Origin of the sequence: Streptomyces sp. NPDC049585 (assembly GCF_040675615.1) — a bacterium.
Taxonomy (GTDB): domain Bacteria; phylum Actinomycetota; class Actinomycetes; order Streptomycetales; family Streptomycetaceae; genus Streptomyces; species Streptomyces luteosporeus.
In genome coordinates this window covers 1-24,558 of the sequence record NZ_JBFAPE010000015.1, presented here as the reverse complement: position 1 = coordinate 24,558, position 24,558 = coordinate 1, and the positions used below count along the sequence as shown (strand labels likewise).

Genomic DNA, 24,558 nt, shown 5'->3' with positions numbered 1-24,558 from the left:
GTGTACGTCCTGCCTGACTCCGAAGCGCTCGTCCTGGACGCGCTGCGCGCCTACCTGCCCGCCGGCACGTCGGTGCGGGTGGCCATGCCCCAGCACTGGGCCGGCGTCCTGCCCCTGGTGGTGGCCCGCCGGGTCGGCGGCAAGGCCCGCGACCCGCGCTTCATCGACTCCGGCATGTTCACCGTCGAGGCCCTCGCCGGCACCCGCCCCGCCGCCTCCCTCCTGGCCCGTCAGGCCCGGGGCGCGCTGCTGGCCGCATGCCGCGACCAGCACCGGGGCCCGGATGGCTATCTGAGCCGGTTCACCGAGGTCACCGGCCCGTTCCTGACGGGCGACGCCTTGACCGCCGGCAACCCCGAGGTCTGCCGCTTCACCGCCACCTATCAGCTCAACGCCCGCCCCCTCGTCCCGCGCGCGCCGCTGACGCTGGCACTCGCACCCGGCGATGGGAACGGCAGGTACTACCGCGCGCAGGTGGCCGGCCGCGTCGCCGGCCCCGCGCGCCTGGATTGGGGAGACGGCCACATGGCCGACATCACTCTCGGAGCCGACCCGGTCGTGGTCGAGCACGAGTACAAGACGCTCGGCGCGCACACGGTCACGGTCACCGACGCCGACGGCAACACCAAGACCGTGACGACCGCGCCCGTCCTGCCCGTGGAAATCTCCTGGGCCATGGACGCCGGCTCGAACTTCGAGGGCGTGCTGTCGGCCACCGGCGTCAAGCCCGGCGTGAGCGTGGACTGGGGCGACGGCTCCCCGTCGGCTACCCCCGCCGTCTCGGCCGGCAAGCTCACCGAGCGCCACGCGTTCACCGCCGAGGGCGAGAGGACCATCACGGTCACCGTGCCGTCCTGGAAGGACGCCGGCTTCGAGGGCCACACCGCCACCACCGCCGTCACCGTGCGTCTGCCGCGTGACCTGGACGTCCAGCTCGGCTACTTCGAGGACGACCCGCGCAAGGTCTCCGCCACCATCCGCAACGCCGTCGTGGGCAAGGGCCGGATCACCTGGGGTGACTGATGGCGGCGGACCTCGTGGACATCCCCGGAGCCGACTCTGCGGTGACCTGCCACCACACCTACGCCGGCACCACCACGCGCTTCGAGGGCGCTTTTGAGGACCGTGCCGGCCGGCACTTCGCCTTCACCGTGACCCTGCTGGCACCGGCGGTTGAGGCACCGAAGGACGTGCAGGTCTGGCGGGACGGCGGCGCACCCAACGAGGTGCACGTGATGTGGCTGCCCGTCGAAGGGGCGGAGGACTACACCATCCGCATCTTCAAGAACGGCGACGTGATCCGCACCGTCACCGCCCCCGGCCGGCCCCCGAACGAGAACGGCTACCGGCAGGTGCACGTGGCCCCGGAGCCCTACCCCGTGGTGGGCCAGGTCTACGAGTACGACGTGTCGGTCAAGGGCACGGACGCGTGGTCCGCCCGCGTCGCCCACCAGTGGGCCGGCTCGTAGGCCCCTTGCACATGAACGATCACTGACGGCCCGCTCGGGGTGTTCCCGGGTGGGCCGTCGGCATGCTTGAAAGGCGGCCCTTGGCCGAGAAGATCGAACCCGTCATCAACCCCTCACAGGGGTACGTGTACGTGGCGGAGGTCGGCACGCCGATGCCGGCGCTTCCCATCCTGCCGAAGGACCCGAACGCCACCATGCCGCAGGTCGGCGGCGTGAAGTCCACCGCGTGGCGGGACGTGGGCAACACCTCGCTGGAGAACGGCATCGAGATGTCCGTGGACGGCGACGACCCCGAGACCCTGGGGTCCTGGCAGAACCCGAACATCAAGCAGACCAACCCGAAGAAGACCTACGCGCTCACCGTGAATCTTGAGGACTTCACAATCGAGACGTACAAGCTCTACTACGGGGCCGGCGACGAGGCGGTCATCACCGACCCGGCCACGTCCAAGCCGGTCGGCTTCAACATCCCGATCAACCCCGTAGCCACGGAAAAGGCCCTGCTGATCGTCGGCACGGACGGGGACAACGCCGTCGCCTGGCATTACCCCAAGGTCGCCATCATCGGCGGCGACTCCATCACCCTGGACCCGGCCGCACTGTCCGAGGTCCCCGTGAAGGCCACGATCCTCGGCTACGGCGGCACCACCGGCACCGTGACCGAGCGGTACGCCGTGTAAAGGCGCGCCCTGGAACAAGGCGTGAGCCGAGGCTGGCCTGCCGGATCGCCGAGGATCCATCCGAGATCCGGCAGGCGTTCAGCCGGTGGCGCGGCTGAACGGGCGGTCGAAAGTGCTGCCCGGCCGCCGTGCCGTCCGCAAGTTCCGCTCTACAGGGGCCGTATGTTCGAAGCCTGTATGCCCTTGGGCCCGGTCTTGACCTCGAACTCGACCTTCTGGTTTTCCTGGAGCGTCTTGAACCCCTCGGTTCTGATCTCCGAGAAATGGGCGAAGAGATCGTCGCCCCCGCCTTCCGGCGTGATGAAACCAAATCCCTTGGTCTCGTTGAACCACTTGACAGTGCCTGTCGCCATTGTTGCTGGTCCCTCCCCATAGCGATGCCATACCGCAGAGCAATCGTTCGGCTCTGCACTGTCATGATCACATATCAGGCTGACGGCTGTCCGTTGAGTCGGCATCGCTCCATCGAACGCCCCCACCTCCGTCGTTCTCCTCCCGACCGCTCCGATCCCGCGCGCGACGGGTTCCACCCGCGCGCGCCCGGCTCAGAAAGACCCCTGCTTGACCACCCTGAACTTCGCTGATCTCAAGGCCGAGGCCGAGAGCAAGGCATCCGAGGGCCTGACCTTCATCGGCCCCGCCGGCGAGACCATCCACCTGCGCCCCCTGGCCACTGTGCCCGGCGGCGACCTCAAGGCCGTTCTGGCGCACATCGATGCGCTCGGCTCGGACAAGGTCTCGGACGTCACCAAGATCCACGCCATGGACGCCGCCCTCGTCGCGGTCGCCACGGACAAGAAGGCCATGGCGGCGGCCTTGGACGAGCTTCCGCTGGACGGCCGCTCGCGCATCTTCGAGGCGTGGATGGAGGCCACGGAGGTCCCGGAAGCCTGAGTCTCGTCAGGCTGCTGGACGAGCACGGAGCCGCCATCTACGCGGACTTGCGCCGGTTCTACTCGGTAGACCTGCTGGCGTACTTCCGGGGCGAGATGTCGGCCCGCGCGGTCCTGGCGCTTGTCGAGAACCTTCCCGACGACGCGGCCGTGATGGCCGCTCTCCTCGGCGGCCGGCAGGCCGTCGGATGGGACGTACACGCGCACATCCTCGCGGACCTGGTGGACGCGGTGCAGTGGAACACCTACGTGGCGCTCGCGCAGCGCGCGAAGCGGCCCGGGGCCCTTGAGAAGCCCTCGCCGTACCCGCGCCCCGGCAAGGCCGGCGGACCAGTCGAGCGCAAGGCGAATCCTTTCGCCGCAGCCCTGGCCGCCGACCGCCCGCACGCACCCCAGGTGACCCCCGTCCGCGCTTCCATCGCCGTTCCGGCGGCGGTCGCCGACCGCTCGACGGAGCAGCGCGAGGCACCCCCCTTCATCGTCAACTAGCAAGGAGCCCATTTGGCAGGTGGGGGGCCGGGCGGGCCCGAAGCGGGCCGCGTCCACATCAAGGTCCTCCCGGACACGACGAACTTCCACCAGTCGCTCCAGCGGTATCTCGACCGCATCGAGCGACAGGCGCGGGTCCGTGTCCATGTGGACGTAGACGACGCCACGGCGCGGGGCCGGCTCGATGCCCTGGCCCGCCGTGCGCGTCGTATCACCCCGGTCATCCGGCCCGACGTGGACGCCGGCCGCGCGGAGGCGCGCCTGATGGCGCTCACCCGCCGGCGCGAGGTCCGCATTCAGGCGCGGGTGGACCGGGGCTTCCTCGGCAACATCGGCCGTGCAGTCGACGGTGCCCGGCAGATGCTCTCCGGCACCGGAGAGATGATCGCGGCCGGCTTCGGCACCGCGTTCACCTCCGTACGGTCCGGCTTCTCCGATCTGCTGGCCGGAGGCCGGCAGACGTTCAGCGGCATCGCCGGCGCGGCCGGGGCCGCGACCAGCGCGATCGGCAGCGGCGTGCAGGTGGCCGTGATGGCCACGGTCGCCTCGCTGATGACCCTCGCGGTCGTCGCGGGCGCGGGCCTGGTGGCGGTGGCCGCCCTGGCGGCCGTCCCGCTGCTGCCGCTGGTGGCCGGCGTCGCGGCCCTGGCCCTGGGGACCGACAAGCTCAAGTCGTCGTTCTCCGGCGTCGCCCGCGAGGCCAAGTCCGTTTTCGCGGACGCCGCTTCGGTCATGGAGCGGCCGGTCAAGGCCGCGCTCGATCACATCCGCGGGTGGCTGGGCTCCTCCCGGGGGATGTTCCGGTCCTTCTTCGAGGCCGGCACCCAGTACGTCGACCCCCTCGTCCGCAGCCTGACCGGCTTCGCGGACAAGCTCGTTCCGCGCCTGACGAAGGCGCTCAACGAGTCGGGGATGCAGGACTTCGTCGAGCACGTCTCGACGGGGTTCGCCGAACTGGGCCGGATCACCGGGGACTTCTTCGACAAGCTCGCGCAGAACGCGCCGGTTCTGTCGAAGGTCTTCGACGCCTTTATCAACTTCCTGTCGGTCGTCACCAGCGCCTTCGCCGATCTGCTGGTCTCGCTGGCCGACTTCGCGCCCCAGGCGTTGAACACGCTCGCCGAGGCGCTGCGCGGGGTGATGCGGGCGCTGACGGACAACCCGGAGGCCATGCAGCTCCTGGTCGATCTCGCATCGTGGATCTTGATGCAGTTCGTGGCCGGGCTCCAGGCCACCATGGGCGCGCTGAACCTCTTCGCCCAAGCCTGGGAGGTCATGCGCTCGGCCATCGCCACGGCGGTCGACTGGGTGCGCACCGAGGTGCCGGCGGCCTGGCAGTGGGTGCAGGACAAGACGGGCGAAGCCTGGCAATGGTGCTCCGACAAGGTGAGCGCCGCCTGGCAGTGGATCACCAGCGCCACCTCGCAGGGCGCCCAGTGGGTGCAGGCCAAGGTGTCCTCCGCCTGGGAGGCGTGCAGAAACGCTACTGCGACCATCTGGCAGGCCATCTCCGACGCGGTCTCCCGCGCCGTCGGGTGGGTGCGCGACGCCTGCGCGAAGCTCGGCGAGCTGCCGGGCAAGTTCGCCGACTGGTTCGGCCGTGCGAAGGACGGCGCGGTCTCGAAGTTGGGCGACCTGGTGAGCTGGTGCCGGGGGCTGAAGGACAAGGTCCTCGGCGCGATCGGCGATGCCGGCTCGTGGCTGGTGCAGAAGGGCAAGGACGTCGTCAACGGCTTCATCTCCGGCCTGAAGTCGGTGTCCGTGGGCGGCGTGATCTCCGGGATCAAGGACGCGGTCATGTCGCCGTTCTCCAGCTTCATGTCCCTGGCGGCCATGCCCATGAGCTACGCGGCCCCCTCGCCGTTCATGGCCCTGCCCGTCATGGGCGACTTGGGGCCGTCGCCCATCGGGTACAGCGACCCGATCGCGGACGCGCTCCAGCCGCTCCAGCAGATCGTCTCCCGCTCCCTGGTCGGCGACTTCGGCCGCAAGGCCGGCCGCAGCGCGGACGAGAGCCGCGACAAGCGCAAGGACGAGGGGCGGGAACGGCCGGAGCGGCCGATCACGATCAACGCGAGCACGAACGCCGACCCGCGCGAGATCGGCCGTGAGGTCGCATGGCAGTTGCGGATTGGACGGTAAACGATGAAGTCGGCACGCATCCCGTTCACGGGAGTCCCGTGGACGCTCGGCTACGGAGGCGTGCTCCTGGGCGGGGACTCGCCGCTGCTGCCGGTCAAGGTGGACGGCCTGGCCGCCATGCCGGACGTGAAGTCCCATGACCTGGAGCTGGTCAACTACGACGGGCTGCTGCCTGGCCGCGACTACATGCGCGGCCGCGTCGTCAGCATCACGTTCCGGGTGATGGCCGACGACGGCGAACACCTCGATCTCCTCATGGGCGAGGTCGCCGCGGCCTTCACCCACTCCCGCAACGAGCAGCCGTTCTCCTTCTGCCTGCCCGGCGTCGCCCAAGGCGCCTGGGCACAGGTCGCCGGCCGCGTCCGCAAACGGGAGACGAGCATCGACGAGACGTACGGCCAGTTCCACCCCCTGGTGGACGTGCAGCTCGAATGCACCGAGCCGTGGATTCGGGCCGTGCGCCCGATCCGCAAGGAACTGGCCGCCTCCACCGACTTCAAACGCGGCGGCTACCGCTTCGGCCGGCGCGGTGCGCTGCGGATGCCGTTGCGCATCCCGCGTGACGGCGGCTGGGGCCCGCCCCGCACCGCGATGCTCACGAACGGGTCCATGGACACCGCCGCCCTGCGGGCGGAGATCCGCGGGCCTGTCGAAGGGCCGGCCCTGGTGTTCCGGGAGGCCGGCCAAGTCGTGGGGCGCATGGGCGTCGAGCGGTGGCCCGACGGCACGCCGTTCCGCCTGACCGCCGGTGAACGCCTGGTGATCGACGTCCCCGTCACCGGCCCTCCGGCGCTCACCCACTACGCGGACGGGGCAGGCGCGGGAACGGTCGTCGAGCCGACCCTCACCCAGTGGGGGCGGGCGGAGGCCGGCCGAACGGTGGAGGTCTCCATCGAGCAGAGCAAGACGAGTTACGACGGGGCCGCCAGCGGCTTCGTCGAGTGGCAGCCCGGGAGGTTCGTGTGATCACAGTCGCGTTTCAGGAAGAGGCCGACTACCCGGCACAGACCTTCCGCCGCATGTTCGGCTCCGTGCAGGACTTCGTGGCCGGCTTCGACAGCCGCGAGAGCTTCGAGCCGTCCCTGTCCGCCCTCCACGGGCCGGGCTACATCGCGCTCGCCCCGGGCCGGGCCTGGATCAAGGACGGCGACGAGGCCGGCGGCGTGTACTGGGTGGAGTCCGACACCGCCCTGCAAGTGCCGGTGCCGGCGTCCGTGCAGTCCGGCTACGTGGTGCTGTACGTCGAGGACATCGCCCGGGGCGACTGGCGAAACGCCCTGGTGCCCCAGGTCGTACCCGACCCGCCGGCCACGGATGAGGGGCGGCACCTGGTCGTCGCGAAGTTCGCCCGCTACCCGGACGGCACCCTCAACCTGCCCCCGGACTACGACCAGCGCTATGCCTACGGCTGGGGGCAATACCTGGTCACCCGCACCGGGCCGGCGCGCGGCGAGGACCCCGCGCCGGCCGAGCTGGCGCGCTTCCGCCTCGGCACCCAGTACACCAACTTCTCCTCCGGCAACCGCTTCGTGCGCACCGAGGAGGGGTGGCACCGCGACGGCAACAAGTTCCACGCCGCCACGGTGGACCCGGCCAAGGCCGAGGGCCTGAACGGTGACCAGTGGATCAACACCACGACCATGGGCCTGTTCAACAAGAACGGCGGCGACTGGGCATTCCTGGGCAACCTCAAGGGCGCCAAGGGCGAGACCGGCACGGTCGAGGCCAACACCGGAGCGACGGTCGGCGGCGACCTGGTGGTCAAGCAGAACATCACCACCGAGCGGTTCAAGGTCACCCCGGCCGGCACCATCGCCCTCGGCTCCTGCGCCGCCGCCCCCGACCGCCCGCAGGACGGCGCGGTCCTGTACGCCAAGGACGGGGCCCTGTGGGTCGCCGAGTCCGGGAACGCCGGCAAGACGTTCAAGGTCGGCTCCGCCGATCTCGTCATGGCCGGCGACGGCCCGCCCCCGGGGTACACCGCCGCGCCGGCCACCACCGGGAGCACCGGCAATGCCTGACCCGATCACCCCCGGCACCACCTACGTCGACACCCGTGCCGGCACCCTCTACACCGCGTTGCGCGACGGCACCTGGCAGCCGGCGGAGCGCCGCCTGTTCAGCGCGCAGGCCCGGATCGACAACAACCGCTACGCCTTCCGGATGGGGTACGCCGGCAACGCCTCCCCGGAGGTCGAGCTGGGCGCGCTCGTCATCCCGGCCGCGCCCTACCCGCGGATCGTGTCGGTGGACGCCGCCGTCGCCTGGCACTCCGAGGGAGCCGGCAGGACCACGCGGGTCAACAGCACCACCACGACGATCACGCGGGACGTCCGCCTCGCCGACGGCCAGGTCCTGACCGGCCGGGTCGGCGAGGCCACCCGCGAACCGTGCTGGCCGGACGGCGGGGGAGCGGACGTCTCGACCTACGACCGGCTACCGGCCGGCGCGTCGGCGACCTACCGCCTGGTCGGGCACTGCAACGGCATCGAGCCCCGCAGCACCGGCGTGTGCACCGTGAAGGCGGAGGACGCCGAACCGGGCACCTTCCTGCGGGCCACCGCCTACCCCGACCAAGGGAGCACGACATAGCCACACCAGGAACCCGGTACACCGACGCCCGTACCGGCGACCGGTACTGGGCCGACCGGACGGGCACCTGGCGGCGCGCCGGCCGGGGCATGACCTACGCGCAGGCGTTCCCTGACGCCGTCACGCTCACCGGTGCGGACGAGGGCCGGTGGACGCCGCTTACCTCCGTGACCATCGCGCCGGCCGCCTACGACCGGGTGGCGGTCATCAAGGCCATGGCCTGGGCCGCGTTCTCCGGCGACACCCCCGAGTCGGTCTCGCTGCGCGTGCGCGAGGGCAGCGGCAACGAGCTGGCCGTGATGTTCCGCGCCCCCGCCTGGACCAGTGCCGGCGGCACCGACACCGTCACCATGCACCCCGTCCCGGCCGGCACCACCGTCACGTACGCGATGGACTTCACCTTCCGCTCCGAGGCCGGACAGGACACCACCGGCATGCGCCTGAAGATCAGCCCGGACCGGCCGCACGACACCTACCTGCGCGTCGCGCTCCACCCGAGGGAGAACTGATGACCACCCCGGGAACCCTCTACCTGGACACCGCCACCGGTACCGAGTACGCGCGGACCGTGGCCGCCACCTGGGTGCCGGTCGGCACGCCCGGAGCGCAGTTCCGCAGCGACTTCGCCGAGCCCGGCCTGACCGTCACCGGTCATCTGCGCTGGACCGTTTTCGGCGAGGTCCGGTTCGAGCCCACGCCGTACGCCCGCCAGATCGAACTCACCGCCTCGTGGTGGGGCGACTTCCCCGACCAGCCTCCGGCCTCGGCGGACGTCGAGATCCGCGTCCAGCTCGGCGCGGCGGCGGAGACCAAGCTGGCCACCGTCTTCCGCGCCCCCTCCCGACCCGAGCGGTCCCCCAAGGGATGCGGGGCCGACGTAGCGACCCAGTTCGAGGCCCCCGCCGGCGCACCCGTCGTAGTCCGTGCCCTGGCCGGCCTGCACGCGGGAGACAAGACCCGGGCCACCTTGCGCACCGGCTACCAGGTCACCTACCTGCACGCCGTCGCCTATCCGAAGCGCTGACCCCACCCGCACACCCGCACGAAAGGGGGCCGCCCTGGCGGTCACCGAATCGGGCTACGAAGCCCGGTTGTACGAATTCGTCCCCGACGGGGACCCCGCGCTCGACCTCACGCGCGGCACGGGCAGCACCGGATGGCACCCCGACAGCTTCCGCCAGAGGGGCTGGCGCGCCGCCTACCGGGCCTCGCCCCGCTTCGTCAGCGTCGGGTGGCGACGCACCATGGACAAGCCGTCCGAGGCCACCGTGACCATCCCGCTGGCCGCCCTGGACGACGACCGCCTGCGGTACCCGGCGATCCAGCCGTTCCGCACCGTCCTGGGCATCGTCCGCGACGGCTTCATGGTCTGGGGCGGCATCGTGTGGAACCTGCGCGTGGACCTGGAGGAGCGCACGCTGGAGCTGGCCGCCCGCGACTTCCTGTCGTACTACGAGACCAACCACGCCTACGGCGGATGGTCCACCAAGGCCGGCGGCGACCTCCAGTCCGACATCCTCAAGCGCATGGCCCTGCGCGCCGAGTGGGGCATCCAGACCAGCACCGCGGCCATCACCGCAATGCCCCAAAAGCGCGAGCTGTCGTTCCTGGAGAACGAGTTCAAGCCCTCCCTGGACGTGATGCAGGACCTCGCCGACAACATCGGCGGGTTCTTCTTCCGCAGCGCGGCGTGGCGGGCCCACGACGGCACCGAGCTGCGTCACGACATCCGCAACACCGTCGACCGCACCCCCCGCACCGCCGCCGACCCGGCCGGCACGCCGCTGCCGGACCTGGTGGACGGCACCACGTGCGAGGTGCAGGAGCTGTTCCTCAACGGCGAGAACATCGCGACGACCGCCTACACCATCGGCGCGAGCGGCAGCGACAAGACCGCCGGCGTCTGGTCCCGCCGCGACAACTCACAGCTGCGCCGGCTCTTCCCGCAGCGCGACGTCGTCAACGTCATGGGATCGATCAAGCACCAGAGCACCCTCGATCTCCATGGGGACACCGCCCTGCACTTCGGGGCCACAGGTATCGTCACCCCGCGCGTGGTGACCTATCCCGACGTCTACACCCCCCACCATTTCGACCCGAATATGGGCCAGAAACTCCGTCTCGTCTCAGCCAACGAATTCATGCGCATCGACAGCTCGTACGTGCTCACCGAAGTACGCGTCGCGGTCAACGCAGACGGCTCGGACCGGTGCGAGCTGTCCCTGTGCCAAGAGGAACTGTTTGATGCGCAGAGCTTCACTGGTCCGTGAGCCGAGCCTGGTCGACCAGCTCGCCGACCTCCAACGCCGGCTGCGCGACCTGGAACGCACACCCCCGCGCGGCGGACGCACCGACCGGTTCCAGTCGGTCGCCGTCTACCCCGGCTCGGCGCACCGCTTCCAGGGCCCCGGCTGGGTGGACCTCGCCGAAGTCCCGATCTCCGGCATGAACAAGCCCATCCTAAGAGTGGAAGCGCGCCTGTTCTCCGCCCAGGACTGGCAGGTCGAGCTGAAGACGAACACCGGCAAGACCACCCACAACACCGGCGGATACGCCTGCGCCGTCGTCCGCCCCGGAGACATGCAGTCCTACGACGTCCCCGGCATGGGCACGATCAAGTACCGCACCCTGCGGTGGTTCTGGCGCTGGCCCGGCCGCACCGGCTGGTCCGAGGGCGACGGCGCGGACCGTTTCTTCCTGCGCGGCAACACCCCCGCCACCGACACCTCCAGCGCCTCGTTCTGGGTGCCGGCCGTCACAGCCCTGGGCGAGGACGACCTGAGCGACGAGGAGCTGGCGCAGGTCGACAAGGCGCCCCGGTTCATCTAGCAGCGGCCGATTCCCCTGCTTACCGAAGGCCCGTCCGGGCGGAATCCGGGCGGGCCTTTCGCATGCTCGAAAGGAGGAGCCCGCACTGGGTTCCCGTAACGCCTTCCTCGCCGAGGCGAGGAAGTGGGCCGACCAGAAGTACAAGGAAGGCCGCAACAACGACACCGCCTTCGGCCGCTGGTACCCGATGAACTGGCAGCCCTGGTGCGACATGTTCGTCTCATACTGCGCCGAACGGACCGGCAACGCGGCGGCGGTCGGGAAGTTCGCCTACTGCCCCTCCCACGTCGACTTCTTCAAGAGCCGCGGCCAGTGGCACGGGTCGCAGGCCCCGGCCAGGGCCGGCGACCTGGTCTTCTTCCACACCGGTGACGGCGTCGCCTATCACGTCGGCATCGTCCTTGCCGACGCCGAGCCGGGCGTGAGCGTGAAGACGGTGGAGGGCAACACCTCCAGCGGTGCGGCCGGCTCGCAGAACAACGGTGACGGTGTGTACTACCGCACCCGTCCCCGTTCGATGATCCTCGGCTTCGGACGCCCCGCCTTCGCCACCCTCGCCGGCGACACCGCCACCCCGGCCGGCCCCAGCCGCTGGACCGTCAAGCGCGGGCAGACCTTGAGCGTGATCGCCGCCCTGTGCGGTACCACCGTCTCCGCCCTGCTCTCCCTGAACCCGGGCATCGACCACCCCGACCGGATCACCGAAGGCCAGGAGCTGACCGTTCCGGCCACCGCCAAACCCGCCCCGCCCCGGCCCGCTCCGGACGCTCCCCGGCCGGAGCGGGAGGCCGGCCGGATCAGCATCGACGGCCGCCAGTACGGCCCCGGGGCGACCGGGCCGCACATCACCGCCCTGGGCAGGGCACTGGTGGACAAGGGCTTCGGCCGCCACTACACGGAAGGCCCCGGCCCCCGCTGGTCGCAGGCCGACCGGCTCAACTACGCCGACTTCCAGCGCTCTCTCGGCTTCACCGGCCCGGATGCCGACGGCATCCCCGGGCCCGCCTCCTTGCGCAAGCTCCTGACCCCCGCCCCGGCGAAGGCGAAGCCGGCGCGACCCGAGGAGCCTGCCACGCCCAAGCCGGCGCAGCCGACGCCCGCCAAGACGGCCGCTCCGCCGGAGAAGGCCAAGCCCGCGCCGGCCGATCCGCTGGGCGAGGGGCTGTGGACGCTGGAGAAGAACGCGGACGGCTCGATCACCTTCCGCCCGGTCAAGCCGACCTCGAAGAAGGACGCCGCTCGCGCCGAGGAGGCGCACGTCGTGCCCGAGTTGGTGACGGCGGCATGAGCGAACGCGACTCCCTCGGCGTCAGCATCTCCGCCCGCGAGATCTACGACCAGATCGTGGGCCTGCGCGACGACGTCCGCGGCCTGACCCAGACCCAGACCACCACGGCCGCCGAACTCGCCGACCACGAGACACGGCTACGGGCCATCGAACGGTGGCGCTACGCCGCGCCCCTGGCCGGCGTCTCCGCCCTCGGCGCGGTCGTCGCCGAGGCCATCCGCGTGACCGGAAAGACATGATCATGAGAGACGACATCCGAGACAACCCCGTGATGGTGCGCGCCATCGTCGTGGCCGCCCTCTCCCTGCTGGGAGCGTGGGTTCCCGCCCTCGCCGGCATCGAGCACACCGAACCCATGGTCGGTGCCGTGGTGGCCGCCGTGACGCTGTTCCTCGGCCACGGAGCGCGGGCCCGCGTCACCCCCAACCACCGCGCGGTGCTCCGCGAGGAAGCCGAGGCCATCCTGGCCCAGGCAGCCCGCCCCGCCGAGGAGCCGACCGCGCTCTTGCCTGCCGTGTCGAAGAAGGCCGAAGGGCGCGGCCGACTCGGCTGAGCTGTACCCCTCCCGAACTCAACCCTCGCGACGGTCGAGGGAAGGGGAAGGGTGCGAGGTATCGGGATCATCGGGCGAGCCCGCAGCGGCAAGGACACCGTGGCCGCCCGGCTCGTCGCCGCACACGGTTTCCGGCGCCTAGCTCTGGCTGACCCGCTCAAGGACATGGCCCTCGGGATAGACCCCGTGATCGCCCCGGTACTGCGAGACGGCAGCGCCCTGCGCCTGGCCGAGGCGGTGCGCCGGCTGGGCTGGGAGACGGTCAAGGAGCGCTACCCCGAGGCCCGGCGCTTCCTGCAACGTCTCGGCACCGAAGGCGTACGCCAACACATCAATGCCAACCACTGGGTCGACGTGCTCCTCCAAGAGGCCGGCACCGCGTACCGGGTGGGGGACATCCGTCCCGTCGTCGTGCCGGACGTCCGCTTCGAGAACGAGGCCCGCGCCCTGGCCGACCACGGTTTCATCCTGTGGTCCGTCGACCGGCCCGGGGCCGCAGACGTGGCGCACGAGTCCGAGCGGCTGTCCCTGAACCACGGAGAGCTGCTGATCAACAACAACGGAACACTCGCCGCGCTGCACCACCAGGTGGACGCGGCCATCGAACAGACCAGGAAAAGCCGATGCGACACTTGCTGATCAAGCTCCTGCGGGCCGTGCCCGCCGAAAACGTGCTGAACACCGTGGACGAGAGCCCGCGGGCGACGGTCACGCCGCGCGAGCTGCGCGAGCAGTGGGCGGCGGACGCCCGCGTGCGTGCCGAGGTGCCCGGCTACCGCGACGGCGTGCCGTCCATCAACCGGGCGCGCTGACGTCCAACTCTCTGGCCCCCGTGGCCGGCCACCCGAGCCGGCGGCGGGGGCCTTTGTGCGTTCAGCGCCCGTGACCAGGACGGGTCGCCCATATACCGGCAGTGACGAACAGGCGGCACGGATGCCATCGCGCAGCGAAACAGATGCTGTGCGTACCTTCTTTCCCTACCCGCATATAGAAAAAGAAGGTACGCACAGCGGTTCTTCTGCTGCCGCTGCCGGTGTTGTACCCCGCCCGAACTCAAGCCCTCCGCAAGAGACGACCCCCGCCGCCGGCGGGGCTGCGGAGAGGGTGCGATGGCAGGCGCGAACACGATCATGCGAGGCGGATCACGGTTCTATGTGGAGCCCGAGAGCGGCATCAAGGTCCCCGGAGTCACTTCCATCATCTCGTGCTTGCCCAAGCCGTTCCTGGCCTTCTGGCGGGCGAAGATGACGGCCGAGTGCGCGGTGCAGAACCTCGGCTCCGTGGTGGGCCTGGCGCTGAACGACGCGGACGGGGCGGTCGACTACCTCAAGGGCGCGGCGAGGAGGTACACCCAGCAGCGCGCCGCCCTCGGCTCCGACGCCCACGACCTCTTCGAGCGCCTGGCGCGGGGGGAGACCGTCCGCCGCGTCCACCCCGATCTCGAACCGTACCGGGCGCACTTCTGCGAGTTCCTGAACCGGGCGCAGCCGGAGTTCCTGCGGATGGAAGACGTCGCCTGGAGCGACCGGCACGTCTACGCCGGCTCCTTCGACGCCATCTGCCGCATCGACGGCGAGACGGTGATGTTGGACTACAAGACCTCCAAGGACACCTACGCGGATGTGTCCCTTCAGCTCACGGCCTACGCTCGGGCGGACCACATCATCGACGCCGACGGGCTCAAGCATCCGATGCCCCGGTGCGAGGCCGGCGCGGTCCTGCACGTGACCGCCGACCAGTGGGCGCTCAAGCCGGTGGAGATCTCCGACGAGGTCTTCGGCCACTTCCTCGCCCTGCGCGAGACCTTCGACTGGGAGCGGGAGCGCTCGAAGGTGGTCATCGGCAAGCCGGTGATGTCCGGCCGCTCCACCCTGGTCACCGGCACCCAGCGCCGGGCGGCACGGTGACCTTCGATCCCGTCGCTGAATCCGCGCCAGCCCGCGGATCCCCTGGAACAGCGAGGGGATCTGCGGGCTGAGCGAGCCCTGGCCAGCTTGTGGGGCCCCGGCCTCTCGCCAGTGGCTCAGGTGAGGTTGTTGGTGGCGAGGTAGAGGCGGTGGTGGCCGCCACCGCCACCGTCGAAGTTGTAGTAGCCCCCTCCGATGTCGCGCAGGCGGATCAGAGCGGCGCGGGTGAAGCCGATGGACCGCTCGTGCACCAGGTCGTCGTCGTTGGTGATCCATCCCAGGATGGCGTTGAGCAGGCCCGCGCCGATGGCGAGCCAGGCGGCCCAGCCGGCGGACTTCTGCGCCTCGTTGTCGCCGGCTTCGTTGAGGTTGCCGGAGGTGTCGGCGGCCCACTCGGCGAAGTCCTTCAGCGCGCCGCGCAGGTCGCTGTAGAAGCCGGGGCCGCTGTCGTCGCCTTCCCAGCACTGGAACTCGGTCGTCAGATACTGGTCGACGGTTCCGACGAACACGTACGTCTGGTTGGCGTTGTAGTCGTAGTCGAAGGTGTGCCAGTCTCCGGTGGAGATGGCCCCGTACTCGCGGGTCGTGAAGGACTTCTTCGCGGTGGTGTCGCTGCCCGCCGCCACCGCCCAGTAGATCTCGTCCCGGGTCCACTCCCCGGACTCCCTCACACAGTGGAACTTCATCATCCGCAGCCGCACGTTGAGCAGGCCCTGAGGGTCCGCGGCCTGTGGCGGCGCGGTGAGGATGGTGATGCCGCGGCCGTACTCGGCCATGGCCGCGGTGTACTCCTCGGTGTCGACGGGGCCGTCCTTGGCGAGCTGGCTGACGTCGACGATGCGGACGTTGGGCTGGGCGTTGATCTCCTGGGTAAGCGCGGGCAGAGCGGCGTCCAGGTCGGCGCGGCTGTAGCCCTTCTCCACGGGCAGGCTGGTGATTGCCTCGGGGAGCATGGCGATGGGGCCGCCGGCGCAGGCTTCGCGGTAGACCTTCCCGAAGCCGGGCAGTTCCTCCGCGGGCAGGAGCTTGCTCACGCGGTCGATCAGGCGCTGTTCGAGGTCGGTGAGGGGCAGGCCCTCGCCGAGGCGGGCGGCGGCGTGCAGCAGCACCCCGACCAGGATGTTCCCCGGACGGTTCATCCGCAGCCTGTGGTCCGCACGGGACTGGACTCGCGTTCCGGACAAGGTGGCGCTCAGTCGTTCCAGGCGTTCATCGGCAGTGATGGGTGACCCCGACACCGGCGACCACATCCTTTCCGGGTGCGTGTATGCGCTCGAATAGCGCGATATCACGTGAATATGACGGTAGCCATGCGGAGCGGTACCGTCCCGGTACTCCGCCAGGAGAACCGTCTCTGTGCGCCTGCACACCGGGGCGCGCACGCCGGTCCCATCTGCCTGCCGCGATGTACGTGGCAGGTGCGATGGGTGGCACCCGCGCCCATCGGCTGAGGGTGAGATCCGCCGTTCAGCGAAGCAGGGCTGTACCCCGCCTGAACTCAAGCCCTCCGACAGAAGGGCACGCCGGTCCGGCTGAGCCGCTGCTTGCTCCTTCTTCGCTAGTTCACCAACGCAACACAGAGCACGGAGAATTACTTGAGCCTGCGCATTTTCGAGACCGACCCCGAGAGCCGACCGAAGCCGCGATTCAGCAGCGACACGGTGGGGCGGTTCCGGTCGGGCCGGATGGCGGGCAACCGCCCGGAGTCGCTGAGCGCCTGGCGCGTGACCACCGGCGACCCCGAGGTCGCCGGCGCGGTGGCCAAGGCGTACGGCGGCCGGCCGGAGGAGTGGGAGACCTCGGCCGAGGACCGGCTGGAAGTCCTCACCGAAGCGGACGCCGTGAAGGTCGTCATCGACGGACCGCACGCCATCCGCTCCCGCATGGTGCTGTGGGGCCGGCAGGGCCCCATCCACGAGTGCGACGGGGTGGAGTTCCTGAGCCCCGAGGAGGACAAGGGCACCCCGTGCGGCTGCCCTGCCCTGCTGGCCGACCGCAAGGCCGCGGCCAAGACCGGCCGGGGCCCAGCCCCCTCCGTCGAGGTGACGTTCTCCCTCGCCGACCACCCCGATCTCGGCCGCTTCCGTTTCGTGTCCGGCTCCTGGGAGCTGGTCAAGGTCCTGCACGAAGTCGAGAACAAGCTGGAAGCCGTCGGCGGCCCCGCGCTGTGCACGCTGCGCCTGGAGCTCGTGGAGTTCCAGACCAAGAGCGGCATCGACGTCCGGTACCGCAAGCCCGTCATCGACGTCCACAAGGCCGCGCAGCCGGCCGAGGCCCCGTTCTAGCACCCGGACGTGACCCTGCGGGCCTGCCGGGCCGAGGGATCACCGCGGCGGGCCCGCGACCACCTACAACCCATGGAGATCGACAGGTTGACCAGCACCATCCTCCACGGCCGCCGCCCGCTGAGCGCCGAGGAGATCATGCGATGGCCGTTCCGCCAGGACACCCTCGTGCCCGACCTTCACCCGTCCTCCGGCACGGGCAACAGCTCGGCCAAGCTGAACGAGGACAAGGTCCGCGCGATCCGGTCCGCCGCTGCGGCCGGCGCGCACCTGGCCACTCTTGGCCACGCCTTCGGCATCTCCGAGCGGGCCACCCGCCACATCGTGGACGGCACGAGCTGGCGGCACGTCCAGTAGTGGCCAACATGCACAAAGCCAAAGGCACGGCCTGGGAATCGGCCCTGCGCGACTACCTCAACGAGGGACTGACCGACCGGCACGCCAAGGTACGCCGCAACGCGCAGACGGGCGTCCACGACATCGGCGACCTGGACGCCTACCCATTCACCGGCGAGGCCAAGGCCGTCAAGGCGTACGACCTCGCCGGCTTCGTCGAACAGGCCAACCGCGAGGCACGCAACGCCGGCATCCCGTTCGGGGTGGCGCTGATCAAGCGCCCGCGCAAGGGCGTGGGCGACGGCTACGCCGTGATGGACGTACGCACCTTCCGCCGGGTCCGGGCCCGGCTCCTGGGGGTCGATACCCCCGACGACTGAGGAGAGAGAAAGCAAGTGGAGTTCCGTTCGATCCTGGCACGCTTCGAGGACGTCTCGGAGCACGCGGACGGCGGCTATCTGGCCCGGTGCGCCGGCCACGACGACCACCACCCCTCGCTGCGCATCTGGCGCGGCGAGGACCGCAAGGTGCGCCTGGTGTGCCGGGCGGCCTGCAAGACGGCCGACGTGCTGAAGGCGGCCGGCCTGACGTTCTCCGACCTCTTCGACGCCGACGGCGAGGGCCTGACCGTTGCGGCACAGCGCCCGTCGCCGGTCGGGCCGGCGCAGGTCGCCGCGCTGCGGGTGTGGTTGGACGAGCGGATGATGGCCGCCGGGGATGCGGTCTACGACTACGTGGCCGAGCGGTTCGGGCTCACCGCCCAGCAGGCCCAGACCCTGGAGCTGGGCGAGTGGCAGCCGGCCGGGGAGTACCCGGAGTTCGTCTCCGATACCTTCGCCCGCTTCCCCCGCCTGGTCGTCCCTCTGATCGGCTTCGACGGCGTCGCGCGCGGCGCCCAGGGCCGGGACGTCTCCGGCCGCTGCCCGGCTCGCTGGGTCTCCCTCGCCAACGCCGGCGGCACCTGGGCCAAGTACGGCGTCTTCAGGGGCGGGGCCGGCTTCGAGACCGTCATCATCACTGAGGGGCCCTCGGACGCTCTGACCGCCGCAGCGGCCGGCTACGACTCGGTGGCCGTGCGCGGGGCGGGCCTGTCCCGCAACGAGCTGCTGGTGGCCGAGCTGGCGGCGGGCCTGCGCGACCGGGACGTGGTCCTGGCCGGCGACCGCGACCGGGCCGGCGACGCCTTCACCGACGACCTGGCGCGCGCACTGCTGCGCGCCGGCGTCCCGGTGCGCCGCCTTGACGGCATCCCGGCCGGCCTGGACCTGACCGAGTGGCGCGAGACGGACCCGGTGGAGTTCGCCGGCCGGCTGCACCGGGCCGTCCGGGCCGCGCAGCCGGTCAAGGCCACCGAGCCCGCACCGGCCGCCGGCGCACCGGCCGGCGACGAGAGGCCGGGGCCGCTTCCCCTGACCGACCTCGGCAACGCCGAGCGGCTTTACCGCAAGCTCGGCGGCAACGTCCGCATGATTCCCGGAGCCGGCGTTTTCAAATGGCAGGGCCGCAAATGGGCCCAGGTGCCCGAGGAAGCCCTGTACGCCGACGTGCGGGCCGTCGTCGCGGAGATGGCTCAGGAAGCCGGGCACGCCAACCCGGACGCCCTGGCGAAGTGGGTCAGCCTTTCCCAGAGCGCACAGCGGGTGCGCGGCATGGTGGACATGCTGTCCTCCATACCCGGCGTCTACGCGAGCGTCGACCAGTTCGACGCCAACCCCCGCCAACTCGCTTTCCGCAACGGCATGGTCGACCTTTCCACGGGCGCTTTGAGCGAGCACCGGCCGGAGCACATGAACACGTTCTTCGTGGACGTGGACTTCGACCCCGAGGCGTCCGCGCCCCGCTGGGAACGGTTCCTGCGCGAATGCCATCCGGACAACGACGTCATGCCGGCCTTTCTGCAAGAACTCGTCGGCTACGGCCTTTCCGGGCTGTCGGTCGAGCGGTGCTTTGTGATGCACGTCGGTCCCACGACCAACGGTAAGACGACGTTTACGGGCACGATCGAGGACGTGTTCGGCGCGGCCGCACACCGCGTGGACGCCTCCTTGTTCCAGCGTCGGCGGGAGTCGGGCGGTCCGCGCGCGGACATCGTGGGCCTGCGCGGGAAGCGGCTGGTGATCAGTTCGGAGTGGCCGGCTGCGATGCAGCTCGACCAGGCCCTGATGAAGGCCATAACCGGTGACCAGACGATCAGCGCGCGCGGCGTCTACGCCCGCCACGACATCACCTTCCGGCCGGCCTGCCTGGTGCAGGTGGACACCAACTACTGCCCGGACGTGGACGCCACCGACGCCGCCTTGTGGCAGCGCGTCCGCGTCATTCCGTGGGAACAGGACTTCCGCGGCCGGGAGGACCGGCACCTGTCGACCGCCTTGCGCCGCGAACGCGAAGGGATCGCCGCGTGGGCGGTGGCTGGCGCGGTGCGCTGGTTCGCCAAGCACGCCGCCGGCCAGGGACTCGACTTCCCACCCGTCGTGGAGAAGCGCACCGCGCACTACCGGGACGCCTCCCACCCTTTGGCCGGCTTCATCGGCGAGGAATTCGCCATCGAGCCGGGCGCCTTCACGCGCCGGCCGGACACCTGGGAGCGATACCGCACCTGGGTCGAGGAGTGCGGGATCAAGCACCCCATGAGCCGCAACAAGTTCTACGACGCCGTGCGGACCTTCCCCGGCGTGGCCGAAGGACAGCGCTCCGACGGCTCGCGCGGATTCCGCAACCTGCTGGACCTTTCACAACCCGCCCGGCGGGGCCCCGGCATTTTCGGGGGCGATCACTAAAGGAAGAACGCTTGCGCACGCACGGGTACCTCATCGCCGGTGAGCCGGTCGACATCCACGTGGTGGAGGATGCCCGGGACGTGCGGGCCTTCACGGACTGGGTGGCCGGCCACATCACGGCCGGCCGCCCCGTCGCCTTCGACACCGAGACCACCGGCCTGGACGTCTACAGCACCGACTACCGGCTGCGGCTCGCGCAGTTCGGCGACCAACGCACCGCGTGGGTGCTGCCGGTCGAACGCGGCCGGCTCTTCGCCGAGGCCGCGCGCCGAGCCCTTCTCGACCTGCCGAAGGTGGTCATCCACCACGCCGCCTTCGACTGGCTGGTGGCGGACCGGTACCTGTCGGTGCCGCTGGAGCAGCTCTACCCGCGCACCATCGACACCAAGATCATGGCCACCCTCGTGGACCCCCGCCAGGCCCAGGAAGGCGGGGTGGGGACCGGCCTCAAGCAGCTCTCCGCCCACTACATCGACCCGGCCGCCCCCGACACCCAAGAGGACCTAACCCGCGTCTTCCGGTCCCTCGGCCTGACGAAGGCCGCGGGCTTCGCCGGCATCCCGCTGGACCACCCAACCTACGAAACGTACGCAGGACTCGACGTCCTGCTCACCGCCCGGCTCCTGGACGCGATGGGCGGGGCCCACGCCCGGCTCGGCATCCGGCCGGCACTGTTGGAGTACGAACACCGCATCGCCTTCATCTGCGCCCACATGCAGCGCACGGGCCTGCTGTGCGACGTCGAGTACACCAAGGACCTGTCCGAGCGGCTGCACGCCCAGGCCGAGGAGTTCGAGCACAAGGCCCGCCGCTACGGCGTCGAGTCGATCAACTCGCCCAAGCAGGTGGCCGACGCCCTTCTCGGCATGGGCGAGACGCTGACCGAGCGCACCGCCGGCGGCGCGCTGCGCGTCGACAAGGCCGTCCTGCTGGCCCTGGCCGACCTCAACCCCTCCTGGGAACGCGTCGGTGCCCGGGTGCCGAATCCCTTGGCCGACGCGGTCGTCCGTAGCAAGAGGGCCGGCAAATGGAAGTCGGCCTATGCCGATACGTTCCTGCACACGCTGGACGCCGGTGGGCGGGTGCACCCCTTCATCCACTCCCTGGCCGCGCGCACGGGCCGGATGTCGATCACCCGGCCGGCGTTGCAGACGCTGCCCGGCCGGGACGTGATGATCCGCCGCGCCATCCTCGCCGACGAGGGCCACCTGATGATCTCCTGCGATTTCGACGCCGTCGAGATGCGGGTGATGGCGGCGCTGGCGGACGTCCGGCGTATGAAGGCCGCCATCCTCGCCGGCGAGGACCTGCACAGCTACACCCGCTCCCTGGTCTACGGCGACGCCCCCGACCCGGACGGCCGGCTGCGGGCGCTGTGCAAGGGCATCGGCTTCGGCAAGATCTTCGGCGGCGGCGCTACCGGCGTCGCCCGCATGACCGGGGCCGACGAGGACGCGGTCCGCTCGGCCATGCGCACCTACGACCGCGTCTTCCCCGAGATCAAGCGGGCCTCGAACGTCTGGCAGCGCGAGGCCATGGCCAACGGCATGATCACCACGACGGTGACCGGCCGCCGGCTCCCGCTCGACCGCGATCGCACGTACGCCGTCGTGAACTACCAGGTCCAGTCGGCTGCCCGGGACTGCTTGGGACAGGCACTGTGCGACATGCAGGATGCCGGCCTCCTGGAGTACCTGCGGTTGCCGGTGCACGACGAGGTGCTTGTCTCCGCGCCGGCCGAGGACGCCGAGGAGATCGCGCGCGGCATCGAGAAGGCCATGAACTTCGACCTGTACGGCGTCCCGATCACCGCGAGCGCGGACTTCGGCAAAAGATCATGGGGCAGCCTCAAGGGCGGCGACTACTGAGAAGGGAGGGACGGGTGAGCGTCAAGCCCTGCCGCGACTGCGGCGACCTGCTGCCGCTGGCCCGCTTCCCCCGGCACCGCAGCAGCGGCGACGGCCGGACATCCCGCTGCCGGGCGTGTTCGGCCGCTCGCCGGAAGCGCGACCACGACCCCTCGCGCGAGCGGGAGCGCCGGCTATGGCGGGCCTACGGCATCACCGGAGCCGACTACCGCGCGATGGGGATCGCCCAGGGTTGGCGCTGCCCGGTCTGCGGGGAAAGGCCAGCAGCCGGCGGCCGGCTCGTTGTCGACCACGACCACGTCTCCGGCCTGCCCCGCGGCCTCCTGCACTCCACGTGCAACGCCGCGCTCGGCCTCCTCGCCGACGACCCGGCCGTCCTGGAACGAGCCGCCGCCTATCTCTCCCGCACCGCAGACCTGCGGGCCCAGGTGCTGGGCTGACCCGGGCGTCCGGACGGGCAGGACGGGGGCGGATTCCACCCGAGATCAGGTCACGGACCGTCTCGTCCAGGTCACGCCGACATTACGACGATCATGCCCTCGCCCACCGAATGGAGGGGGTGCCCGCCCCAGTCTCGTGCCGGCGGAGGATTTGGGTCACGGCACGGCCAATCGGCGTTTAGCCCGTGTTTAAGTACTGCGGTGCGAATTGCACACCGATGAGTAACTAGCAAGAGAGGGCAGGGCCGTGCGGTTTTCAAACATTCGACCCGCGCCATCCTGCCAGAGCTGTCTCGCCGGCCGAAGGGCGGCCCCCGAGATATTCATCCGGACGCTGATCGAGCGCCTGCGCTGCCTGGCGTTGCACTGGCTCACCGGCCTGCGCACGAGCGTGATCGTGCGGCTGATCCTCGCGTTCCCTGCCCTGCACCTTGCTCGGGCATGGTCGTACCGCGCCTTCTTCCGGGCAGCCCGCGTCGCGGCCGCACAGCGCTGCCGCGCAGACGGCGTCTTCGCCCGTCTCCTCACCCTCGCCACGCCCCGCGGCTAACACGCAGGACCGCTCTCTCGCACCCCTGCGCTGATCACGGCACAGGGGCCCCTTTGTAACCAGTCACGCCCCCGCCCGGCCTACCCGCCGTCCGGGGGCTTTGCCATGCCCTTTTTCGGCCCTTCGCCGGGCGCTTTCTCCGGGTTTGTACCTAACCCGAACTCAAGCCCGGCGGAGAACCGAACAAGGAGCACCACCCCTTGCGCACCACCATCACGGCCGAGCAGATCACCGCCGCCCAGAACGGCGACGCCACTGCAGCCGAGCACATCCTGGACGCCCTGGAGGGCGCCGCCGTGAAGATCGCCGCCGACCGGGCAACCCGCACAGTCGGCGGCACCCAGATGCGCGACGACCTCATGCAGGAGGCGCGGCTGGCCTTCTGGCGTGCCCTCCAGGACTGGGACGTCGACGCTGACAACGCCGCCGCTTTCACCACCTACGCGTTCCAGCGGGCGAAGCTCGACGTGCACCGCGCCGCCCTGCGCTGGACGGTCCCCGGGATCGGTGACGTCGCAAGGGCCACCTTCGCCGCCGCCCTGCGGCAGAGCGGTGGCAACTTCGACGAGGCCGTACGCATCGTCATCACCCTCGAAGACCCGGAGCGCAGGCTGTCACCCCAGCTCGCCGCGCTGGTCCGCAGCGCCTTCGAAGGGCCCGAACCGATCGAAGGAAGCTCCGCGACCGCCGCTGGGGTGGCCGCCCTGCCCGCGCCGTCCTCCGCGTATACCAGCGGCGACCGCTGGGCCGAAGACCAAGGGCAGCTCCCCGATCACCTCTGCCACCCGCTCGACCTCTCGCGCGACGCCGTTCGCTGCAAGGGCGTGGCGACCACCGGCAAGGGCGTGCAGGTCGGGGCCAAGCGGCGCGAGCGCATCCACGCCGGACAACCGCCGGCCCAGGGCAGGGGTGCCACCTGGCGCGAGGTCGGGGCCCTGGTGGACCACGCAGCCGACCGCGAGCTGCGCGAGCGTTCCATAGCCGTCGGCCACGTGATCGCCGGCCGCGTCGCCGACCTGCTGTCCCCCGCCGAACGGGAAGTCGTCTCCGTCGCCTACGGCACCGCCTACATCTACAACGAGGCCACCGCCAAGGGCGCCCCCGACCTGCACGCCACCGCCCAGATGCTCGGCAAGACCCACAACACCGTGAACGTGACCCTCAAGCGGGCCCGCACCAAGCTGCGCAAGGCCCGGGAAGTAGGCCACATCTGACCAACGAAAGCGATCACCAGGTGAGCTACTACGCCACCCCCGAGGACGCCGCGCTGGCCGGCGCGTCGGTCCTGGACGGCCAGGACTGGACCACGTGGGACGACTCCTGGGTCTGGTGCGACTCAACCTCCGACTTCGAGCAGTAGGCCCTAGGCAGTTTCGTTTGGATCAGCCGGTCGTTGGTCCGGGTGTGCCGTTGACTGACACGCAGTGGGCGCGGATCGAGCCGTTACTCCCGGACCG

General features: G+C 70.5%; 30 protein-coding genes. 28 read left to right on the top strand and 2 right to left on the bottom strand.

Annotated features, from left to right (window positions below; all coding sequences use genetic code 11):
- The 3 genes from AB0K17_RS17355 to AB0K17_RS17345 all read left to right on the top strand — a co-directional run bounded on the left by AB0K17_RS17355 (position 1) and on the right by AB0K17_RS17345 (position 2,149).
- Positions 1–1,023, top strand: a complete 1,023-nt coding sequence (locus AB0K17_RS17355; RefSeq protein ID WP_365983430.1) for a hypothetical protein — start codon at positions 1–3, stop codon at positions 1,021–1,023.
- Positions 1,023–1,469 (top strand): hypothetical protein, encoded by a 447-nt coding sequence (locus tag AB0K17_RS17350; protein WP_365983429.1) that lies wholly within the window; start codon positions 1,023–1,025, stop codon positions 1,467–1,469. Before AB0K17_RS17355 ends, AB0K17_RS17350 begins: the two co-directional genes overlap by 1 nt.
- Positions 1,470–1,549: 80 nt before the next feature.
- The gene (locus AB0K17_RS17345) at positions 1,550–2,149 is read left to right on the top strand and encodes a hypothetical protein (RefSeq protein ID WP_365983428.1); all 600 of its coding nucleotides are present in this window, start codon (positions 1,550–1,552) and stop codon (positions 2,147–2,149) included.
- 149 nt (positions 2,150–2,298) lie between these two features.
- On the opposite strand, the gene AB0K17_RS17340 is transcribed toward AB0K17_RS17345, so the two are convergent.
- On the bottom strand, positions 2,299–2,502 hold the full coding sequence (locus tag AB0K17_RS17340) for a cold-shock protein (RefSeq protein ID WP_365983427.1): 204 nt from the start codon (positions 2,500–2,502) through the stop codon (positions 2,299–2,301).
- Positions 2,503–2,710: 208 nt separating this feature from the next.
- Here AB0K17_RS17340 and AB0K17_RS17335 point away from each other — a divergent pair, with 208 nt between their 5' ends.
- The 16 genes from AB0K17_RS17335 (at position 2,711) to AB0K17_RS17260 (ending at position 14,842) form a co-directional block, all read left to right on the top strand.
- Complete coding sequence (locus tag AB0K17_RS17335; RefSeq protein WP_365983426.1) at positions 2,711–3,043, top strand: hypothetical protein; 333 nt, start codon at positions 2,711–2,713, stop codon at positions 3,041–3,043.
- Positions 3,010–3,531, top strand: coding sequence for a hypothetical protein (locus AB0K17_RS17330; RefSeq protein ID WP_365983425.1), 522 nt, complete (start codon positions 3,010–3,012; stop codon positions 3,529–3,531). Before AB0K17_RS17335 ends, AB0K17_RS17330 begins: the two co-directional genes overlap by 34 nt.
- A 12-nt stretch (positions 3,532–3,543) precedes the next feature.
- Entirely contained in the window at positions 3,544–5,673 is a 2,130-nt protein-coding gene (locus AB0K17_RS17325; RefSeq protein WP_365983424.1) for a hypothetical protein, read from the top strand.
- A gap of 3 nt (positions 5,674–5,676) precedes the next feature.
- Positions 5,677–6,639 (top strand): hypothetical protein, encoded by a 963-nt coding sequence (locus tag AB0K17_RS17320; protein WP_365983423.1) that lies wholly within the window; start codon positions 5,677–5,679, stop codon positions 6,637–6,639.
- Positions 6,636–7,694: a hypothetical protein gene (locus AB0K17_RS17315; RefSeq protein ID WP_365983422.1), complete on the top strand. Its 1,059-nt coding sequence runs from the start codon at positions 6,636–6,638 to the stop codon at positions 7,692–7,694. The genes AB0K17_RS17320 and AB0K17_RS17315 overlap by 4 nt, the downstream gene beginning before the upstream one ends.
- On the top strand, positions 7,687–8,265 hold the full coding sequence (locus AB0K17_RS17310) for a hypothetical protein (protein ID WP_365983421.1): 579 nt from the start codon (positions 7,687–7,689) through the stop codon (positions 8,263–8,265). Before AB0K17_RS17315 ends, AB0K17_RS17310 begins: the two co-directional genes overlap by 8 nt.
- A gap of 89 nt (positions 8,266–8,354) precedes the next feature.
- The gene (locus tag AB0K17_RS17305; protein WP_365983420.1) at positions 8,355–8,774 is read left to right on the top strand and encodes a hypothetical protein; all 420 of its coding nucleotides are present in this window, start codon (positions 8,355–8,357) and stop codon (positions 8,772–8,774) included.
- Positions 8,774–9,289: a hypothetical protein gene (locus AB0K17_RS17300; protein ID WP_365983419.1), complete on the top strand. Its 516-nt coding sequence runs from the start codon at positions 8,774–8,776 to the stop codon at positions 9,287–9,289. The genes AB0K17_RS17305 and AB0K17_RS17300 overlap by 1 nt, the downstream gene beginning before the upstream one ends.
- Positions 9,290–9,356: 67 nt before the next feature.
- Entirely contained in the window at positions 9,357–10,535 is a 1,179-nt protein-coding gene (locus AB0K17_RS17295; RefSeq protein WP_365983418.1) for a hypothetical protein, read from the top strand.
- Positions 10,510–11,094 carry a hypothetical protein gene (locus AB0K17_RS17290; protein WP_365983417.1) on the top strand — a complete coding sequence of 195 codons (585 nt, stop codon included), beginning with the start codon at positions 10,510–10,512 and terminating at the stop codon, positions 11,092–11,094. Before AB0K17_RS17295 ends, AB0K17_RS17290 begins: the two co-directional genes overlap by 26 nt.
- A gap of 187 nt (positions 11,095–11,281) precedes the next feature.
- Positions 11,282–12,382: a peptidoglycan-binding protein gene (locus AB0K17_RS17285; RefSeq protein WP_365983416.1), complete on the top strand. Its 1,101-nt coding sequence runs from the start codon at positions 11,282–11,284 to the stop codon at positions 12,380–12,382.
- The gene (locus AB0K17_RS17280; protein WP_365983415.1) at positions 12,379–12,621 is read left to right on the top strand and encodes a hypothetical protein; all 243 of its coding nucleotides are present in this window, start codon (positions 12,379–12,381) and stop codon (positions 12,619–12,621) included. The genes AB0K17_RS17285 and AB0K17_RS17280 overlap by 4 nt, the downstream gene beginning before the upstream one ends.
- Before the next feature lie 2 nt (positions 12,622–12,623).
- Entirely contained in the window at positions 12,624–12,935 is a 312-nt protein-coding gene (locus AB0K17_RS17275) for a hypothetical protein (RefSeq protein WP_365983414.1), read from the top strand.
- 51 nt (positions 12,936–12,986) lie between these two features.
- On the top strand, positions 12,987–13,574 hold the full coding sequence (locus AB0K17_RS17270; protein WP_365983413.1) for a hypothetical protein: 588 nt from the start codon (positions 12,987–12,989) through the stop codon (positions 13,572–13,574).
- Positions 13,559–13,747 carry a hypothetical protein gene (locus tag AB0K17_RS17265; RefSeq protein ID WP_365983412.1) on the top strand — a complete coding sequence of 63 codons (189 nt, stop codon included), beginning with the start codon at positions 13,559–13,561 and terminating at the stop codon, positions 13,745–13,747. Before AB0K17_RS17270 ends, AB0K17_RS17265 begins: the two co-directional genes overlap by 16 nt.
- A gap of 396 nt (positions 13,748–14,143) precedes the next feature.
- Positions 14,144–14,842, top strand: a complete 699-nt coding sequence (locus AB0K17_RS17260; RefSeq protein WP_365983411.1) for a hypothetical protein — start codon at positions 14,144–14,146, stop codon at positions 14,840–14,842.
- 116 nt (positions 14,843–14,958) lie between these two features.
- On the opposite strand, the gene AB0K17_RS17255 is transcribed toward AB0K17_RS17260, so the two are convergent.
- Positions 14,959–15,981 (bottom strand): hypothetical protein, encoded by a 1,023-nt coding sequence (locus tag AB0K17_RS17255; RefSeq protein WP_365983410.1) that lies wholly within the window; start codon positions 15,979–15,981, stop codon positions 14,959–14,961.
- A gap of 456 nt (positions 15,982–16,437) precedes the next feature.
- Between AB0K17_RS17255 and AB0K17_RS17250 the strand changes: the two genes are divergently transcribed.
- From AB0K17_RS17250 to AB0K17_RS17210, 9 genes are all read left to right on the top strand, one after another.
- Positions 16,438–17,127 carry a hypothetical protein gene (locus tag AB0K17_RS17250; protein ID WP_365983409.1) on the top strand — a complete coding sequence of 230 codons (690 nt, stop codon included), beginning with the start codon at positions 16,438–16,440 and terminating at the stop codon, positions 17,125–17,127.
- Positions 17,128–17,214: 87 nt separating this feature from the next.
- Positions 17,215–17,484 carry a hypothetical protein gene (locus AB0K17_RS17245; RefSeq protein WP_365983408.1) on the top strand — a complete coding sequence of 90 codons (270 nt, stop codon included), beginning with the start codon at positions 17,215–17,217 and terminating at the stop codon, positions 17,482–17,484.
- An 8-nt stretch (positions 17,485–17,492) separates the two neighbouring features.
- Positions 17,493–17,843: a hypothetical protein gene (locus tag AB0K17_RS17240; RefSeq protein WP_365983407.1), complete on the top strand. Its 351-nt coding sequence runs from the start codon at positions 17,493–17,495 to the stop codon at positions 17,841–17,843.
- Between the two features lie 15 nt (positions 17,844–17,858).
- Positions 17,859–20,243 (top strand): phage/plasmid primase, P4 family, encoded by a 2,385-nt coding sequence (locus AB0K17_RS17235; RefSeq protein ID WP_365983406.1) that lies wholly within the window; start codon positions 17,859–17,861, stop codon positions 20,241–20,243.
- Positions 20,244–20,254: 11 nt separating this feature from the next.
- A complete protein-coding gene (locus tag AB0K17_RS17230; RefSeq protein WP_365983405.1) occupies positions 20,255–22,111 on the top strand; it encodes a DNA polymerase in 1,857 nt (618 codons plus the stop codon).
- Between the two features lie 14 nt (positions 22,112–22,125).
- Positions 22,126–22,551, top strand: a complete 426-nt coding sequence (locus AB0K17_RS17225; protein ID WP_365983404.1) for an endonuclease VII domain-containing protein — start codon at positions 22,126–22,128, stop codon at positions 22,549–22,551.
- A gap of 361 nt (positions 22,552–22,912) precedes the next feature.
- Positions 22,913–23,101 carry a hypothetical protein gene (locus AB0K17_RS17220; protein ID WP_365983403.1) on the top strand — a complete coding sequence of 63 codons (189 nt, stop codon included), beginning with the start codon at positions 22,913–22,915 and terminating at the stop codon, positions 23,099–23,101.
- A gap of 200 nt (positions 23,102–23,301) precedes the next feature.
- Entirely contained in the window at positions 23,302–24,315 is a 1,014-nt protein-coding gene (locus AB0K17_RS17215) for a hypothetical protein (RefSeq protein ID WP_365983402.1), read from the top strand.
- Between the two features lie 20 nt (positions 24,316–24,335).
- On the top strand, positions 24,336–24,461 hold the full coding sequence (locus AB0K17_RS17210; protein WP_365983401.1) for a hypothetical protein: 126 nt from the start codon (positions 24,336–24,338) through the stop codon (positions 24,459–24,461).
- Positions 24,462–24,558: the final 97 nt, after the last annotated feature.